We start from the raw sequence: 15,181 nt of genomic DNA, 5'->3' as shown, positions 1-15,181 counted from the left end.
CAACCCGGCGAAGGTATGCGGTCAGAGCACTAGGGCCTGTCCGGCGGATCTTTGAACCGCTTCGTGTCCCGGTCCGTCCCATGGTCATGGGGCGGGGTGATCTCACAAACAGCGAATGGTCGCGGCTGCTGCCGCATCTACCGAAAACCGGCGGGCGGGGCGGACGATGGGCCAGTCACCGCAAGATGATCAACGGCATCCTCTTCCGGGAGCGCACCGGCGTCCCCTGGCGTGATTTGCCAACGCGGTTCGGAAAATGGAAGACGGTCTATGAGCGACATAGACGCTGGTCAGCCGACGGCACGTGGGAGACGATCCTCCATGCCGTCCAGGCCGACGCGGATGCGGAAGGCCGTATCGACTGGAGCATGGTGAGCGTGGATTCGACGTCCTGCCGCGCTCATCAACACGCCGCCGGGGCCCGCAGGGATGCGCCGCATGTCCCGAAAAAAGATCACTGCCTCGGCAGCACCGCCCTGATGAGGGACTCGGACCGGGGCGGACTGACTTGCAAGATCCACCTTGCCAGTGAGGGCGGACGTCGCCCGCTTGCGTTCCTGGTTACGCCGGGCCAGTGGGGGGATGCCCCACAGTTCATCCCGGTCATAGAACGCATCCGCGTTGCCCGTCTCGAAGGCGGACGCCCGCGGACCCGGCCTGATCACCTCGGCGGCGACAAGGCCTACTCGTCTCGCCGCAACCGCCACTATCTGCGGAGACGGCAGATCAAGCACACCATTCCTGAGCCACGAGACCAGCGGGCCAACCGCCGGCGCCGTGGTAGCAAAGGCGGTCGACCCGCCGGATTCGACAAGACGATGTACAAGCGCAGGAACGAGGTCGAGTGGACGATCAATGCCCTGAAGAACTTCCGGGCTGTGGTTACGAGGTACGACAAGCGAGCCTATGTCTTCCACGGCACTGTCACCGTCGCTGCGATCCGGCTCTGGCTCCGCACATGAGCTTTCAGGCGCTCTTCATCGCTGCCAGAGGAAGGCGGCCTCGCTACAGGGGTGGCAGTGAAAGACGTAGCCGCGACCACCTCCGCCAAAGTTGGCGGAGGTCGCGAAGTCGGATCCTTCTTCGAGTCCGGCCGTGAATGTCATACGGGTTGTGCAGGAGGGACAGTCGGGGGTCTCATCACCTTGGAGCCAGTCGGGTTCGCCACCCAGCCGTCCCAGAACCGGCTCTGCGGTTGGGGTGTCGGCTGGGTGGGGATGCAAGGCGGTCACCGCACCGAGCAGCGTCTCGCCCTCGGCGGGGACGGTAGCCGCCGATAGCTGACCTTTGAACACGAAGGCCCGGTTGGCGCCGGCGGTGGCGTCCCAGTCGTCACACATGCCCGGGTCATTCTGGCAAAAGAAGACCGCGACCGCCCCCAGATCGAGGGGCAGATGAGCCAGGAACTGCATGGGCTCGCCACATTCGCGGCAGTTCGGCCAGACGAACCCATCCGGGACGAGTGGCACTCCCCCCGTGCGCAGCACGGGAGCGTCAGCTACGGCTTCTCCGCCGTTGACCAGCAGCATGGCCAAAGCCTAGGTGACCGGACGCAAGCCAAGATCCGCCGGAGAGGCCCTAGACGCGCATGGTGACTTCGGACCGCACCCTTCGTACGCCAAAAACGGCTCTGACCGAACAAGTACGTGCCTTGAGGACGGGGTCCCAGCGCCGGGCGCAACCAGTCCCTGCTCGAGCAAGAGGCAAGGCAAGGGCGCACGACTGTGGCGGGAGCTTTAACCGGCGACCTCGGCGCTGACTGAAGGACTCTGGCTCGAATGCTGAAATTGGCCGAGAAGAGGCTGCTGGCGCTGCGGCGAATCGCAGTCGGCGGAAACCTGGACAGCGGGCGCATGGAAGGGGGGAAAGCGGGTCGGGGAGTGGAGACCCATACGAGCTGGAGCTCTGCCCCGCTGCGCTACCCGCAGGGGTGCGACTGGTTCGAACCGCCCCTGGGTCGACCGGCGTCGTCACGGCAGGTGCCCTGGCGGTGGAGGGTGCCAGGGCGTAGGCCGTTGGCGACCTCGAACGCTGAGGGGGTCCGCCAGCATCGCTGTTGGACCCCCTTCTTGAGCATCTGCCGGATTCAGTCCTCCGGGTCAGGGGTCTGTTCGACGTGGGAGCGTGCCAGACGCCGGAGGCGGGCTGTGTCCCGTTCCAGGCCCTTCCGGAGGAGGAAGTTGAGCAGCTTGAAGAACGTGTCGTCGTTGGCGATCTTTCTGTCAAGGAGCAGCGCTAGGGATCCGGGCTCGTCGTAGGGCACCGTACGAGGTGCTTTCTTCCCGTCGGCGGAGGATCCGGTTCGAGGCTCTGGAACCGCTTCAGCAGTGGTGAGAGATGTCGAGCCTTCGCTGGCGTTGACCGGTCGCGATGCGCTCTGCGTCTGCCCCTCTATTACGTCGTAATAGGCCGTCGCATCGGTGGGGGCGTGCGAGGCGTCACCGCCCGACTTTTCACGGCGCTTCGCGCGCTTTGCCTCCTCCTTCTGTGCGCGCTCCTGCTTGAGCTTCTCAAGGGCCTGTTCCTGCTCGTCGGCCGGCTTGTTGCCGACGGCGCGCAGGAGATCGATGGGCTCGTCGTTGAGGCGAGCCTGAAGAGCGGGCGTGAGGTTGAGTAGCGCAAGTCGCTGCGACACCCATCCCTGTGACCGGTGGAGCCGCTTCGCAAGGGCGGTCTGGCTCCCGTGGATGGTCAGGAGGCGTTGTAGGGCCTTTGCTTCGTCGAGTTCCGCGAGTTCCTGTCGGTGGATGTTGGCGACGAGTGCCGATTCGAGGAGTTCCTCGGAGTTGGTGCCCTGGTCGTCGCTCACCATGACCTTGACCATCGGCAGTTGCGCTTCGCGGGCCGCGGCAAGTCGGCTGTTTCCGTCGATGGCTACGTGGGTTGTGTCGGCTTCCAGGTCGCCTTCGCGGTCAGGGTTGGCTGCGAGGTATGCGTCCCGGTTCATGACCGTGATCGCTTGCTTCTGACCGTGGGTTTTCAGGCTTCCGGCGAGGTCGCTGAGGTCGCCGAGGCTGGTGCGGGGGTTGTCCGGGTTGAGGCTGATCCGATGTGGTGGGAGCTCTGTGGGGGGCGCGACGGCGGCGGTGGGCACACCGGTTGCTGCCGCGACGGCTTGGCGTCGTGCGCTGATGCCGCTTCCGCCGAAGCGCCCGGCTCCGAGCTGGCTGGCCTTGCTCATGCGATCTCCCGTGCGAGGGCGCGCATGCCGATCGCCTGCTGTGACTTGGGGGCGTAGGCCAGGAGAGGCCGCTTCATGCGTACTGCTTCTTTCTGTTCCTTGAGGTCGCCGATCAGTCCGACGACTCGGGGATCCTTTATGTCGACCCATCCCTGCAGGGAGGAGGTGGCGATGAATCCGCGGCGTGAGTCGTAGAGGTTCACGACGATGCCGAGGTATTCGATGTCGATCTTGAGGTCGCCGCGCAGGTCGTCGATCTGCGTGGTGAGGAGTTCGTAGGCGTCGGCCGAGCTGTCTTCGGCTTGGACGACGATGAGGGCACCGGACTGTCCGGGTGATTCGTTGTCACGTCGGCGGCCGTAGTAGGCCGCGGCGTCCATGCTGAGGCCGAGGCTGGGCGGGCAGTCGACGAGGATCACGTCGTAGTCCGCTTCGAGCGGTGCGAGCGCTCGTTCCAGTGCTGCTTCCCTGGCGCGTACGGCGGAGAGCCGGACATCGAGGAGGAAGGCGTCGTTGCAGGCGGGGAGAAGGTGTAGCCGACCGCCGAAGTCTTCATCGCCGATCTCGACGATGAGATCGCGGAGGTCTCCCTTGGGGTCGCCGGCCATGTGGTTGGTGAGGCTGTCGCCCGTCATCGGCAGGGGTTCGGCACCCAGCTGGTTGGTCAGGTGGCACTGTGGGTCGAAGTCGACCAGGAGCACTCGCAGGCCCAGGCCGGGGAGTCGCTCGATGTCGAGCGGGTCGTCGGTGACCGGTTCGTCGCTGGGTTGGGTGTCGCTGGCCCGTAGTGCCTTGGTGAGTGCCTTGGCGACGCGTACGGCGTGCAGCTTGTCCGGGGCCTCAGCGAGCGCCTCGCCGAGGCCGGCCGTGATCGCAGTCTTTCCGACGCCGCCCTTCTGGTTGCAGACGATGATGCGGCGGGTGATCTCTGGCCGTACAACATCGGGGGCCGGGTGGGAGTCGAGCCAGAGTTGAACCGCCTGAGCCAGTCCCTGGATACGAGAGACCTTGCGGTCTGCGGCTACCTCTTCGAAGGCTTCCCAGTCTCCGGGCGGCAGGAAGGTGGAGAAGGACTCGGCACCCGAGGTGTCGACGGCGGCGGGCGCGGAGGCGAGGCTGCACCATTCCTTGAGGCCCTGTTCCACCGCTACTTGCATCTCGAGACCGTGTTGCACGGCTCTGAGCTTGAGGTTCTGCTTGAGCCAGGCTGGCAGTTTGGAGACGACCTTCTCGCGGTCGTTGGGTGCGGACGACGAAGTCATGGAGGCACCTTACTAACGTCCAAGATCTAATCCACTACCAACACGTTAGTAAGCAGACCGATCCTGGTAGTTGGGGGCGAGGGCTATTACGTCGTAATAGCCCTCGCCCCACTGGCGCCCGACCCCGCCCGAAGTCGGAAGAGCCTCAACTACGTTTGTGCCAGCAGGTGTTGTTCCGCTGCTGTCTCGTCGCGCCACCCCACGCCGACCTCGCGGTTGTCCATCAGCCCCTCCCCAGGACAAGTTGACCGACTGACACTCGTCTGGTCGAGGAGCCATGCGGGCTTCCGGCGGGGAACGCGTCGGGCACGTTGGGACCAATGAGCGGGGGAGTAGATGGTGACCACGAGAAATTGGTCGGTGGGAAGGACCATCACCACCTGCGCCGGGGTGTCGATGGCGCGCTGGTGGGCGGCGTACTCCTCGGCTGGAAGGAGCCGCGGGGCTTCCGGTGTCCCTGGGCCGCTTGCCCATCGTGAAGGCGGATTACGGGGCCGTACGAGTGACTCAGCGGGTCAGGTTGGCGAGGAAGGACTCCGCTGCCGACCACGGGGTCAGCTCGATGCCGAAGCCGCTGTGAGTGCCGGGTCCTTGGATGTGGACCAGTCGGCCGGACAGGTAGACGATGTCGCCGGTGCGGAACGCGCCGGTGTACGCACCGAGGTAGCTGCGCAGGTGGGTGATCCGGCGGGCGAACACGGAGGGCTCGTCGACTGTGGACTCGGTGACGGTGTCCACCTCGATCCCGTATAGGGCCGGTGTGGCCAGGCCCTCGGAGTGATCTGTGATCCGGGCCAGGACGGAGATCGCCCCCACCTCCTTGGCCACCACCCCGGCGAACGTCTTGTCGCCGTCGGCCCTCAGCGGTTCACAGTTGATGTGTGCTCCCGCACCGGCGGTCAGGCCCTGCAGCTTGCGGGCCTCCTGGCGTATCAGGGCGTCGAAGTGTCCCCCCGTCATGTACTTGGCTCGCCGCAGGGTACAGCCGGGTGAGGCTCTCGCCCTCGTAGGGCTGGATGAGGGCGCGTTCGGCGAACAGTGCTTGGGCCGCCTCGTAGCCGCGCGGCCCGTAGCAGACCAGGTCGATGTCGGAGCGGGTGTTGTGGGCGCCGACCAGGAAGGACCCGGTGATGCCGATGACGTCCGCGGCGCCGGCCGCGACGACCCAGTTGATGATGGCGAGCAGGTCCTCGCTGACGGCAGTGGTGTCCAGGAGGTCGGGGGTCTGGTGCAGTGCGGCGAGGGTCTGGCGGCAGGAGTAGTGGGTGACGATGTCCTCGCGGGGCACGCCGGTGATGACGCATCCCACGGCGGGGGAGTAGACGTAGCACTCGGGCCGGTCGGCGAGGATTCCGAACGCCTTGGACACGACGCTGTTCTGCCGGTAGGTCCGGTCGAACAGCAGCCGGTCGCCGCGGGCGTCGGGGTAGTACTTGACGTAGCCGAGGAAGTGCGTGCCGGGGTGGACATCGCCGATGACTTTGAAGATCACCCCGGTGCGGTCCAGAAGGTAGTCGCGGTCACGGATGGTCGCCAGCGCTGTGCCCAGCAGCGAACTCCTCGAGGCCAGGGAAGAGGGCGGTATCGACCGTCCCGGTCCGCTCATACTGCTCACGTCCCTTCATGAAGAGGTGATGGCGGTACTGCCACTTCAGGTGCTTGTCGGTGCGGGAGGGGTCGGCGGGCCGCATCAGGGCGAGGAAGAACAGGGCCTTGACGAGCAGGAACGGCCCCAGGTTCTGACTGACCGGCTGCCCGGTGGTGTTCCGGCTCGCGTCGTCCAGCGCGGCGAGGTAGCGGTGCCGCTGGCCGGGGGTGGCGGTGTAGCCCTTGGTGCCGCCCTTGAAGGCGACGATTTCCAGGGCCGGGAGGACGTCGTACCCGAGGGGGACCAGGCCGTGGTGCTGCCAGTCGATGACCCCAGCCGGCAGGACGTTGGGCAGGCCGTAGTCGAGGTGGCCCCACACCAGCGGCGCTGTGGCGAGCCGGTCCAGGGCGTGGTTGAGCACGGCGTGCGTGCGGGGCTTGTCGAGGTCGGGGTTCTCCTGGAAGACGTTCTGGGTGAACCCGGCGCCCTCCAGCCACTGCCGCAACCTGCTGGGCGTGGCGTCGACTCGGTGGGCGGCCTGGGCCCGCAGCAGCCGTGCTGCGACCTGCGCGGCGGTGTCGGTGACGTCGTCGGCCAAGGCCCGGCCGCCGTCCAGTGATGCCACCGCCCGCTCGTGCAGGGTCTGGCTGCCCAGCGACTCCTCGACGACGTAGTAGTGGCCGTCGTCGGTGATGCCTTCCTCCAGGACGTGCGGGACCGGGTAGTTGCGGTCCGCGATCCGGCGCTGGAAGGCGGCCTCCGCGTGAAGCTCGGGCCCGCCGGTGCGCCGGTAGCGGGTTCCGTCGGCGGAGACGTATACGGCGCCGTCGGCGGCGGTCCGCTTCTTGACGAACTGCCAGGTGCTGTCGTTCATCAGCTCGCTCCTTCCGGCCCCGCCTGGGAGCCGTGGCTGACCGGGTGGTCGGGAATGGTCTGGGCCAGGGTCCGGATGTCCATGACCCAGCGCATATCACCCGCTGCGACGCGGCGCCGCAGTTCGGCGGAGACGTCACTCCGGCGGGTGGGCGGTCGTGTCAGGTGGGCGCGGCGCCAGAACTTGAGCAGGCCCCCGAGCTGCTCCGGGGTGATGCCGGACCGAAGGTGCAGGGAGCACAGGGGCAGGAACCAGGCGAGGAACTGCTCTCGTTGGGCTTCGCTGACACGGTGTACTTCGCATAGCCGTTTTAGTGCCTCGGTGTCGTCGTAGGGGATGCGTCCGTGCAGCGCGTACCGCAGCCGTGTTGCGTGGTACCTGCGGAACAGGGTCCCGTAGGCGGCGACGTTCGCCGCGGCGTTCTCGGTGATCGTCATGATCGGCTGTGTGGCGCCGTGTGATGTCGCGGCGGCCAGGGTGGTGATGTGGAGGGCCGCTCGCGGGTCGAGGACCAGGCCGTCGAGTCCGAGGGGCGCGAGGCTGATGCCGTGGTGGCGGGTGCGGGACAGGATCAGCCGGGCGGGGACGTTCTGGGCGATGCTCAGCAGATGGCCCGGTGGCCGGACCCGGTGGGCGTGGAAGTCATCGCGCGTGAGCACCGGGGCGCCGGTGGGCCGGTCCCACACGAGGAGCCGCCGGGTGTGGGATCGGGAGTCGTGGTGGCCGCAGGCCCGGCAGGTGTGGGCGATGACGCCGGTCATGTGGCCGCAGCGGGTGCACAGGCGGACTGTGGTGGGGACGACCGCCAGGGCTCCTTCGGCCAGGAGGTGTTCGGTCATCTCCAGCGCGAGGGCGGCCACGACGGGAGCGGTGTCGGTGAGGACGCCGCCGACCGGGGCCGGGCCCGGAGCATACTTGGCGGCGATCAGGTGGTCCTCTCGTTCCTGGCGGCCGATGGTGTCCCGGTCGTGTGCGTCACGGTGGCGCAGGTCTCCGGCCAGCGTGACGGTGTTCCACAGGTGCGGGGCGGGCCCGGCATCGAGGAAGGTGTTGAGTGCTTCGGCCGCGCGGATTCCGGCCGCTTTCCCCGGCCGGGTGGCGAGGGTGAAGGGGCCGTTCTGGACGGGGCCGTTGAGGTACAGCAGGCTCATGGCCGGGGCCTCCTCAGCAGTCCGGGTGGACGGTGTCGCGGGCGTGGAACAGGCCGCCGTCTCGGCCGTAGATCAGGACGGCGGCGTTGGGTGTCTTGCGCGCCCGGGCCTCGTCGACCAGTTCGGTCACCGGCCGGCGCTCCAGGACCGCGCGTAGCGCGAGGATGGTGGTGTGGTGCGTGAACGCCACGACGTCCGCCCCGGACGCGGTGGGCAGACCGTCGACGAACGCCGTGGCCCGCCGCAGGACACCATCGGCGAGGGACTCCCCGCCGGCTCCGGGAGGCGTCCACAGGTGCTTGCGGGTCTGCCGGTCCTGAGCGCCCTCGGGGTAGGTGGCGTACAGCTCTTGTTTGCAAGCACTGGAGGAAGCCGCGAGGCGTGAGGCCGACAACGTCCCGCGACAGGGTGTGCGCGGCCGCTCCGGTCCATGGACGGGGGTTCGCGTAGAAGCCGTTGTACTTGGTGGCGTTCTCAACGGATTCGGCGTGGCGGACGAGGAAGAACATCTTCATCCTCTCGTTGAAGGACTTCGTCCCCAGCAGCCCGAGCGCCGTGGCCCCGAGGGGGCGACCACAGCGCTCGGAGGTGAGTGCTACTCGGGGGAGTGGACGGTGAGCCCAAGGAACTGATCGTTGTGGAGGCCCATCACGACCTGCGCCTGCGTGCCCTGGGCGCGTTCTCCGACGGCATACTCTTCGACCGGAAAAGAGCTGCGGGGGCCTCCGGCGGGGGACCGGTCCAGGACGGTGCGGGCCTGCGCGCTGGGGGCGGCCATCAGGCGTCACCACCGGTCACGCGCCGGTGGATGTCGATGAGGGTGGCGATGGCGTCGGGGTTGTCCGCAAGGCCGACCCAAGCCCCGTCTACGGTGAAGACGGGGACCTGGTCGCGGTCGGCATCGAAGACGACGCAGTAGTCGCCGTACCTGTCGAGCACCATCTCCCGTAGGACCGGGACCAGCGCGGTGTCCAGGACCTCCAAGCCGTCGACGGTGAGCCGGGCGGGATCGCCGGGCGTCGGCGACTGGGCCAGGGTGCCGGTCAGGCGGAGCAGGTCGCCGGGCTGTACGCCGTTCAGCAACTCGTAGGTGATCCGGGGGTCGCCGCTGGTGCAGGTGACGATCGTGTCGGGGGCGTCGTCGGCGAGCGCGTCGATGTCCGAGGGCCGGACGACCAGGTCGAAGGTGACTCTGTCGTGAGGTCCGGGGACGGGAATCGCGTCGACCCAACCGTCGACGGCGCAGTGCGTGGTGTCCATCAGTTGGCCTCCGCCAGGGTCTCGGTGGTGCGAGGGGAGCGGGGTCGGGTGGTGCGCTGGGCGATGTCCAGCAGTTCGCGGTTGTGCCGCTGTTGTTCGGGGGTGAGTGGGCAGGCCTTCGTGCCGTGGCGGTGCCAGAGCGGGGAAACGGGCGGCTCGGGGTAGGCGAGGGCGTGGTCGACGTCGCGGTCGGTGCTGCTCATGGAGGTCCTCCAGGTGGAGGTCAGGCGTGGTCGCCTTGGCCCTTGTTGGTCTTGGGCTTCGGCGCCAGGTCGGAGGCGAACCGCGCGAGGCGGGCCTCAATGGGGTTGGCGGTGATCCAGTCCTCCGCGCATGCCTTGTGCACGGGCTCGCCGGAGGGGGAGCGCATGGGTGTGGGCTGGCCGCACAGCGTGCAGGGGAGGTCCTGCCAGCGGTCGAAGTGCTGGCCGTCGCGCCAGACGAGGAGCTCGCCGGGAGCCGGGATCAGGCCCGGCTCGAAGGGGGGGTGTCAATGCCTTCTGAACGCGCTGGCGCCCGCGGGCGGACTCGGCGCGTCGTCCCTGAGTTATGGGTGTGATGGTCATGCGCTCCGGTCCGGACGGATGTCGGGGAGAGGCTGGCGAAGGTGGGGGATACCCAGGTTGATGACGCTGTTTCGTGCACGTCGGATGGTGGTGACTGCCTGCTCGATCTGGGCTCGTTCGTCGTCGTCGAGTTCATTGACGTCCGCCTTGATGCGCGTGATCAGCCGTCGGACGCGGCGGATTTCCTCGTCTGAGGGCATGGCCTCGTCCTTCGCCCACTGATCGGCTTCGACCGTTGCCAGCAGTCGCTCCCGGTTGCGCAGGAGGTCGCTGAGGTAGGCCTCCAGGTCGGGCAGGAACGAGACGTCGGTTCGGAAGTGGGCGCATCCCACGCAGCGGAACCTGACTGGGCACTCCCCGCCGCCAGCGGCGACGTTGGTGGGCTCGGTGCAGATGCCGTAGGGGACCGCGACTTCGCCGACCGCACGGCGGGCGTGCTCGGAGTCGAGCAGGGCGGTGGCCTGGCGCCAGATTCGGCTTCCGTGCCAGTCGAACTGCATCGTGGTGACGCGGTCGAAGGCCTCTCGCCTGCGCATTTCCCCGACGCGGTAGTAGCACTGGGTGGTGGACAGCTGCTTGTGGTCCATCAGCTCTTTGAGGACCTCTACGCGGACGCCGGCGTCGGCATACCGCTGTGCGAACGTGTGCCGGTAGGCGTAGAGGTAGATGCGCCGCTTGTCGAACGGCAGCATCCGAGTCTCCGTCCTGCCGTTCGTCTCGACGGACGTGGCCACGAGGATGTGTCCGCAAGCGCCCCAGCCGTCCGGCCGCCGGGGGGAATCTCGAGTCCGGCCTGCGCCGCGGCGCACGCCGCCGAACCATTCACCAGCATCGCGACGTTGGCCGCCGATCCGGCCGCGACGTGAAAACCTTCAGCAGCATCACTGGCGCCGCCGTGCGCGCCTCCACTGCCATGAAGGCAGCAGGCAGGGGGAGTCCGAAAAGCCCTGGCTCTTGCGCACCCACAGCGCGGCGCAGACCAGGACCAAAACTCCTGCGGCGCATGGATAAGCAGCACCCGACCCGACTTGCAACTGCTCCGGAGTCCGGCCGCTTTCAGTCGTTTGTACGCCGCACATATCTGCTTCAGCATCGGCCCAAGCGAGGGCCGATGCCCCTATATATCCGCATTTGAGATTGATTGGCTGCTTAAAGAGGAGCGGCGGATTCCTCCCCCGTGTGGATGAGCGGTTCGTGGGCAGCCCCCGGACGTTTGTGTGATTCACGTGAAAGCGTCGGCGGGTCCGGTGGCCAGTGGGGCTGCCGGTATCTGTGTTCCCGTGGGGGGAATCATGCTTGAGCATGCTTGGAGCGCGCCTTCTCGGCGTGCGTGGAGGAGATCATCAGTTGGGACGTTGGCCGCGGTGACAGTCGCGGCCCTGACCGCAGCCGTCCTGCCAGCCACGGTGGCGGTCGCGGCGGATGGGAAGCCCGCCTCGGCGTGGGGCAAGCACGGCCCGCACTTCAAGATGCCGGCCGTGAAGGTCGGCGCGAACCGGCCGGTGAAGTCGAAGCCGTCGAAGACGCCGAGCGACGCGGCGTACCTACCGTGGCTGCGCGAGCAGCGCGCCCATGCGAAGGCCCCAGCGTCGGCGGCGCGGGCGTCGGTGATGAACATCGTGCCGGAGGGGCAGGGCGATGTCCCCTGGCACCGTTCCACCCGCTTCGCCATCACCGACGCGCTTACGGCGACGATCGACTACTCGACCGGCAACCTGATGCTGACAGCGACCGACTTCGACATCGCCGGAGTCGGGCAGCAATTGCGCCTGGCGCGCACGTACAACTCCCTGGACGCGCCCTACGGCCAGGTTTCCCAGCGGTGGTGGCAGCAGTACGAGCGTTATCTGTCGGTCTCCTCCAGCGAGGCGATCCTCTACGACGCCTCGGGCGCGACCGTCCGCTTCAAGAAGAACGCCGACGGCTCCTTCACCACGCCGACGGGTTACTCGCAGGACCTCAAGAAGAACACCGACGGCACCTACACGCTGAGCAAGTGGAAGTCGGGCGCCAAGGAGACCTACGACGCGAGCGGCAAGCTGACCAAGGTCACCGACCGCAACCACGGCACGCTCACAGTCACCCAGCACACCGGCGGCGGATTCAAGCTCACCGAGACCCGCTCAGGACGCTGGATCGACCTGACCAAGGCCGGCGCCACCCTCTGGCAGGCCAAGGACAGCACCGGCCGTACCGCCTCCTACGCCCTGGACGCCGGAGGCAACCTCACCGGCACCACGGACACCGAGGGCAAGACGATCACCTTCGGCTACGACTCCTCGAACCGGATCAGCAAGATCACCACGGCCCAGGGGCGGGTCACGGTCTTCAGCTACGACGACGTCAACCGGGTCACCTCCATGCTGCGGGCGACCGGCTTCAACGGCTCCGGCGACACCGGCCCGACCTGGACGTACACCTACAGCGCGACGTCGGCCACGGCCGCGGGCACGACGACGGCCAAGGACCCCGAACTCCACGCCACCGCCTACAAGCACGACGGCGACGGCCAGGTCACCGACGTCACCGACGCCCTCCAACGCACGCGGTCCACCAAGTTCGACGCCAACCACAACATCGACACCGCCACGGACGCGATGGGCTCCGGCACCACTCCGGGCAACGTCACCGACTACGGCTTCAACTCCCGCAACAACCTGGAGACCGCGAAAACGCCCACCGGCGCCCTCACGACGAACCACTGGCAGACCATCGCCGGCGGCGACCACCCCTCCGACTCCACCAACGCCGACGGCGAGAAGACCACCTTCGGCTACGACAGCGTCGGTAACACCACCTCCGTCGCCCAGACCGGCACCGGCGGCGGCAGCGTCACCTACGACTACAACCCCGCCACGCCGACCTGCGGCGGCTTCGAGGGCCAGCGCTGCTCCGCGAAGACGAAGATGACCTCGTCGAAGACCGTGACCACCGGCTTCCACTACGACGCCCAGGGCAACCTGGACCGCGTCACGCCTCCGGCCCCGCTGGACAAGACGACCTTCACCTACGACGCTCTGGGCCGCACCAAGACCGTCACCGACGCCCGCGGCGTCACCGTCACGTACACCTATGACAACCGCGACCGCATCCGCACCGTGGACTCCACCAACCACACGCAGGTGAACTACACCTACGACGGTGACGGCAACCTCACCCAGCGGACCGACGCCACGGGCACCATCTCCTACGAGTTCGACCCCCTCCAGCGCGAGACCGTCCGTCACCTCCAGGACGGCTCGCAGACCCTGCTCGCCTACACCCCGGCCGGCAACGTCGACTACTACCAGGACCCGGCCGGCAAGACCGACTACACCTGGAACGAGACCAACAAGCTCAAGCAGCTCACCGACCCCCAGGGCCGCACGACCACGTACGACTACAACAACAACGACGTGCGTAAGACCACCACATACCCGGGTGGCACGGTGCAGAAGGTCGACGTCGACAACTCCAGCCGCCCCAAGACGATCAAGGTGACCTCCGACCAGGGCACCCTGGTCGACCTGACGTACACCTACGGGTACGGCACCAACGGCGCCACCGACGGCAGCAAGATCCGCACCCAGACCGACAACGTCACCGGCCTGAAGCGCAGTTACACCTACGACGGCGCGGGACGCTTCTCCTACGCCAAGGAGGAGAAGGCCGGCAGCATCACCGACTCCTGGCAGTACTGCTACGACCTGGCCGGCAACCTCACCAGCCAGGGCACCGACCCCGGCTGCCCGCGCGGTACCACCTACACCTACAACGACGCCCAGGAAGTCACCGGCAAGTCTGGCAGCACCGGCACCTGGTCCTACGACCAGGTCGGCAACGAGACCGCCGCGGACTCCACCAGTGACTACACCCGCACCGCCGAGACCTGGACCGACCACTCCCAGATGTCGTCGATCACGGTCAACAGCAAGACCTACGCCGGTCTCTACGGCTCCACCGACCAGAGCGAACGCCTCCGCCTGGGCGACACCACCTTCCACAACGGCCCCCTCGGCCTGTCCGCGAAGACGACCGCCGGAACCGACATGGGCTTCAACCGGGAACCCGGGGGCACCCTCAACTCCATGACGACCGGGGGCAAGAGCTATTACTACCTCACCGACGCGCTCGGCTCGGTGATCGGCCTCGCCGACATCGACGGCAACAAGGTCGACACCTACACCTACAGCCCCCGCGGCGTCCGCATCCTGGCCCAGTCCACCGAACCCGTCGCCCAGCCCTACCGCTTCGCCGGCAACTACCAGGACCCCACCGGCCTCTACCACCTCAAGGCCCGCTACTACGACGCCAACCTCGGCCGCTTCACCCAACCCGACCCCTCCGGCCAAGAACAAAACCCCTACCTCTACGCCGAAGGCGACCCCGTCAACCGCATCGACCCCAACGGACTCTTCAGCTTCCCTGACGCATCCGGTGCGCTCGACTGGGCATCCCTCACTCAGAAGATCATGAGCGGCGATACGGAGGGTGCCTATGCCGCAGAAGTCGGCATCCTCGTAGGGATAGGAACTGAAGCGGTGTGCGGGGCAGCAGCCGCCGCAGGAGCTGTTCCCACCCTCGGCGCGTCGATTGGGGCAGGCATCACTGGCTGCACGGTGCTGTCCGCCGGACTCGGGGCAGCGGCCTCGGCAGGAACTGAGGCGGCTCTCTAGGTGAGGCGGGGCCTGTTGAGGGCCCCGCCTCACCTCACTCAGAAAGAAGAGGAATGGTGAAGTTCCTACTCGGAATTGCAATCGTGTCGGCAGCGGCGCTTCTCGTACTCGGCTTCGGAGCCATATTGAGCGGAAAAATTGCAGCAGGCGTGATCCCCGTGCTCTTCGGTCTCGCACTCCTCACTTCCGCCGGATGGGTTCTTGGAAAAAACCGCCGCCAACCCGGTGGGGGCGAGTAGTAAATGTGGACCCAGGCTGGCTTGATCGTTCCGACGCGAGCCGCACCGGCAGGCGCTATTGTCGTAGTATTTCTCGTGGCGCTTACCATTATTTGCGTCAGCTACTTTCGCCGACGCAAGTGACGACCACACCTCTCCTTTCGAGCTTCGCGCCAAGCGTGATGCCGGTGGCCTTGGTACGCGGCCACCCGCGACCTTCCGGAAGGAGATAATGGCGAGGTTCTTCGAGGGCGAGTTCGGGTCCGACAAAGCGATCAAACTAAATGCTGTCACCGTATGGCTCTCGTTCCGATCGCGACGCCGATAGACATCCCGCATACGAACCGGAAGGTGTTGTCATGGAATTCGCGCATCGCGGCGTGACCCCGGGAGGTCCTTTGGGTATTGTACTGTTCCTCATTGCGG

The 15,181-nt window shown here is 67.0% G+C and carries 14 protein-coding genes; 2 read left to right on the top strand and 12 right to left on the bottom strand.

The window, feature by feature from the left end; genetic code table 11:
- Nucleotides 1-86: 86 nt before the first annotated feature.
- Nucleotides 87-962: an IS5 family transposase gene (locus GT030_RS29945; RefSeq protein WP_202460733.1), complete on the top strand. Its 876-nt coding sequence runs from the start codon at nt 87-89 to the stop codon at nt 960-962.
- 15 nt (nt 963-977) lie between these two features.
- Here the strand turns inward: GT030_RS29945 and GT030_RS29940 are convergent, their stop codons facing one another.
- The 12 genes from GT030_RS29940 to GT030_RS29890 form a co-directional block, all read right to left on the bottom strand.
- Nucleotides 978-1,529, bottom strand: a complete 552-nt coding sequence (locus GT030_RS29940) for a hypothetical protein (RefSeq protein ID WP_202460726.1) — start codon at nt 1,527-1,529, stop codon at nt 978-980.
- 557 nt (nt 1,530-2,086) lie between these two features.
- Nucleotides 2,087-3,181, bottom strand: a complete 1,095-nt coding sequence (locus tag GT030_RS29935) for a ParB/RepB/Spo0J family partition protein (protein ID WP_161203770.1) — start codon at nt 3,179-3,181, stop codon at nt 2,087-2,089.
- On the bottom strand, nt 3,178-4,443 hold the full coding sequence (locus GT030_RS29930) for a ParA family protein (RefSeq protein ID WP_161203769.1): 1,266 nt from the start codon (nt 4,441-4,443) through the stop codon (nt 3,178-3,180). Before GT030_RS29930 ends, GT030_RS29935 begins: the two co-directional genes overlap by 4 nt.
- 507 nt (nt 4,444-4,950) lie before the next feature.
- Nucleotides 4,951-5,274 (bottom strand): hypothetical protein, encoded by a 324-nt coding sequence (locus GT030_RS36865; RefSeq protein ID WP_237522914.1) that lies wholly within the window; start codon nt 5,272-5,274, stop codon nt 4,951-4,953.
- A gap of 37 nt (nt 5,275-5,311) precedes the next feature.
- Entirely contained in the window at nt 5,312-5,935 is a 624-nt protein-coding gene (locus tag GT030_RS36860; protein ID WP_237522912.1) for a hypothetical protein, read from the bottom strand.
- 28 nt (nt 5,936-5,963) lie between these two features.
- Complete coding sequence (locus GT030_RS29920; protein WP_161203768.1) at nt 5,964-6,905, bottom strand: phosphotransferase; 942 nt, start codon at nt 6,903-6,905, stop codon at nt 5,964-5,966.
- Nucleotides 6,905-8,056 (bottom strand): hypothetical protein, encoded by a 1,152-nt coding sequence (locus tag GT030_RS29915; RefSeq protein WP_161203767.1) that lies wholly within the window; start codon nt 8,054-8,056, stop codon nt 6,905-6,907. Before GT030_RS29915 ends, GT030_RS29920 begins: the two co-directional genes overlap by 1 nt.
- A gap of 13 nt (nt 8,057-8,069) precedes the next feature.
- A complete protein-coding gene (locus tag GT030_RS29910; RefSeq protein ID WP_161203766.1) occupies nt 8,070-8,450 on the bottom strand; it encodes a histidine phosphatase family protein in 381 nt (126 codons plus the stop codon).
- Nucleotides 8,451-8,833: 383 nt separating this feature from the next.
- A complete protein-coding gene (locus tag GT030_RS29905; RefSeq protein ID WP_161203765.1) occupies nt 8,834-9,316 on the bottom strand; it encodes a hypothetical protein in 483 nt (160 codons plus the stop codon).
- Nucleotides 9,316-9,519 carry a hypothetical protein gene (locus tag GT030_RS29900; protein WP_161203764.1) on the bottom strand — a complete coding sequence of 68 codons (204 nt, stop codon included), beginning with the start codon at nt 9,517-9,519 and terminating at the stop codon, nt 9,316-9,318. The genes GT030_RS29905 and GT030_RS29900 overlap by 1 nt, the downstream gene beginning before the upstream one ends.
- 20 nt (nt 9,520-9,539) lie before the next feature.
- Nucleotides 9,540-9,686: a hypothetical protein gene (locus GT030_RS37450; RefSeq protein WP_346009769.1), complete on the bottom strand. Its 147-nt coding sequence runs from the start codon at nt 9,684-9,686 to the stop codon at nt 9,540-9,542.
- A gap of 192 nt (nt 9,687-9,878) precedes the next feature.
- Complete coding sequence (locus GT030_RS29890; RefSeq protein ID WP_161203763.1) at nt 9,879-10,574, bottom strand: tyrosine-type recombinase/integrase; 696 nt, start codon at nt 10,572-10,574, stop codon at nt 9,879-9,881.
- Nucleotides 10,575-11,492: 918 nt separating this feature from the next.
- On the opposite strand from GT030_RS29890, the gene GT030_RS29885 reads away from it, so the two are divergent.
- Complete coding sequence (locus tag GT030_RS29885) at nt 11,493-14,537, top strand: RHS repeat-associated core domain-containing protein (RefSeq protein ID WP_237522916.1); 3,045 nt, start codon at nt 11,493-11,495, stop codon at nt 14,535-14,537.
- The last annotated feature ends 644 nt before the right edge of the window (nt 14,538-15,181 follow it).

The organism is Streptomyces sp. SID1328, from assembly GCF_009865595.1.
GTDB classification, from domain to species: domain Bacteria; phylum Actinomycetota; class Actinomycetes; order Streptomycetales; family Streptomycetaceae; genus Streptomyces; species Streptomyces griseoluteus.
Note: the sequence above shows the minus strand (reverse complement) of the source record. Positions and strands in the feature narration are given on the sequence as shown.

Bases quoted from the DNA above. Each gene is read 5' to 3' on its own strand.
- GT030_RS29945 (WP_202460733.1), top strand. From the start codon at position 87: ATGGGGCGGGGTGATCTCACAAACAGCGAATGGTCGCGGCTGCTGCCG.
- GT030_RS29940 (WP_202460726.1), bottom strand. From the start codon at position 1,529: ATGCTGCTGGTCAACGGCGGAGAAGCCGTAGCTGACGCTCCCGTGCTG.
- GT030_RS29935 (WP_161203770.1), bottom strand. From the start codon at position 3,181: ATGAGCAAGGCCAGCCAGCTCGGAGCCGGGCGCTTCGGCGGAAGCGGC.
- GT030_RS29930 (WP_161203769.1), bottom strand. From the start codon at position 4,443: ATGACTTCGTCGTCCGCACCCAACGACCGCGAGAAGGTCGTCTCCAAA.
- GT030_RS29920 (WP_161203768.1), bottom strand. From the start codon at position 6,905: ATGAACGACAGCACCTGGCAGTTCGTCAAGAAGCGGACCGCCGCCGAC.
- GT030_RS29915 (WP_161203767.1), bottom strand. From the start codon at position 8,056: ATGAGCCTGCTGTACCTCAACGGCCCCGTCCAGAACGGCCCCTTCACC.
- GT030_RS29905 (WP_161203765.1), bottom strand. From the start codon at position 9,316: ATGGACACCACGCACTGCGCCGTCGACGGTTGGGTCGACGCGATTCCC.
- GT030_RS29900 (WP_161203764.1), bottom strand. From the start codon at position 9,519: ATGAGCAGCACCGACCGCGACGTCGACCACGCCCTCGCCTACCCCGAG.
- GT030_RS37450 (WP_346009769.1), bottom strand. From the start codon at position 9,686: ATGCGCTCCCCCTCCGGCGAGCCCGTGCACAAGGCATGCGCGGAGGAC.
- GT030_RS29890 (WP_161203763.1), bottom strand. From the start codon at position 10,574: ATGCTGCCGTTCGACAAGCGGCGCATCTACCTCTACGCCTACCGGCAC.
- GT030_RS29885 (WP_237522916.1), top strand. From the start codon at position 11,493: ATGAACATCGTGCCGGAGGGGCAGGGCGATGTCCCCTGGCACCGTTCC.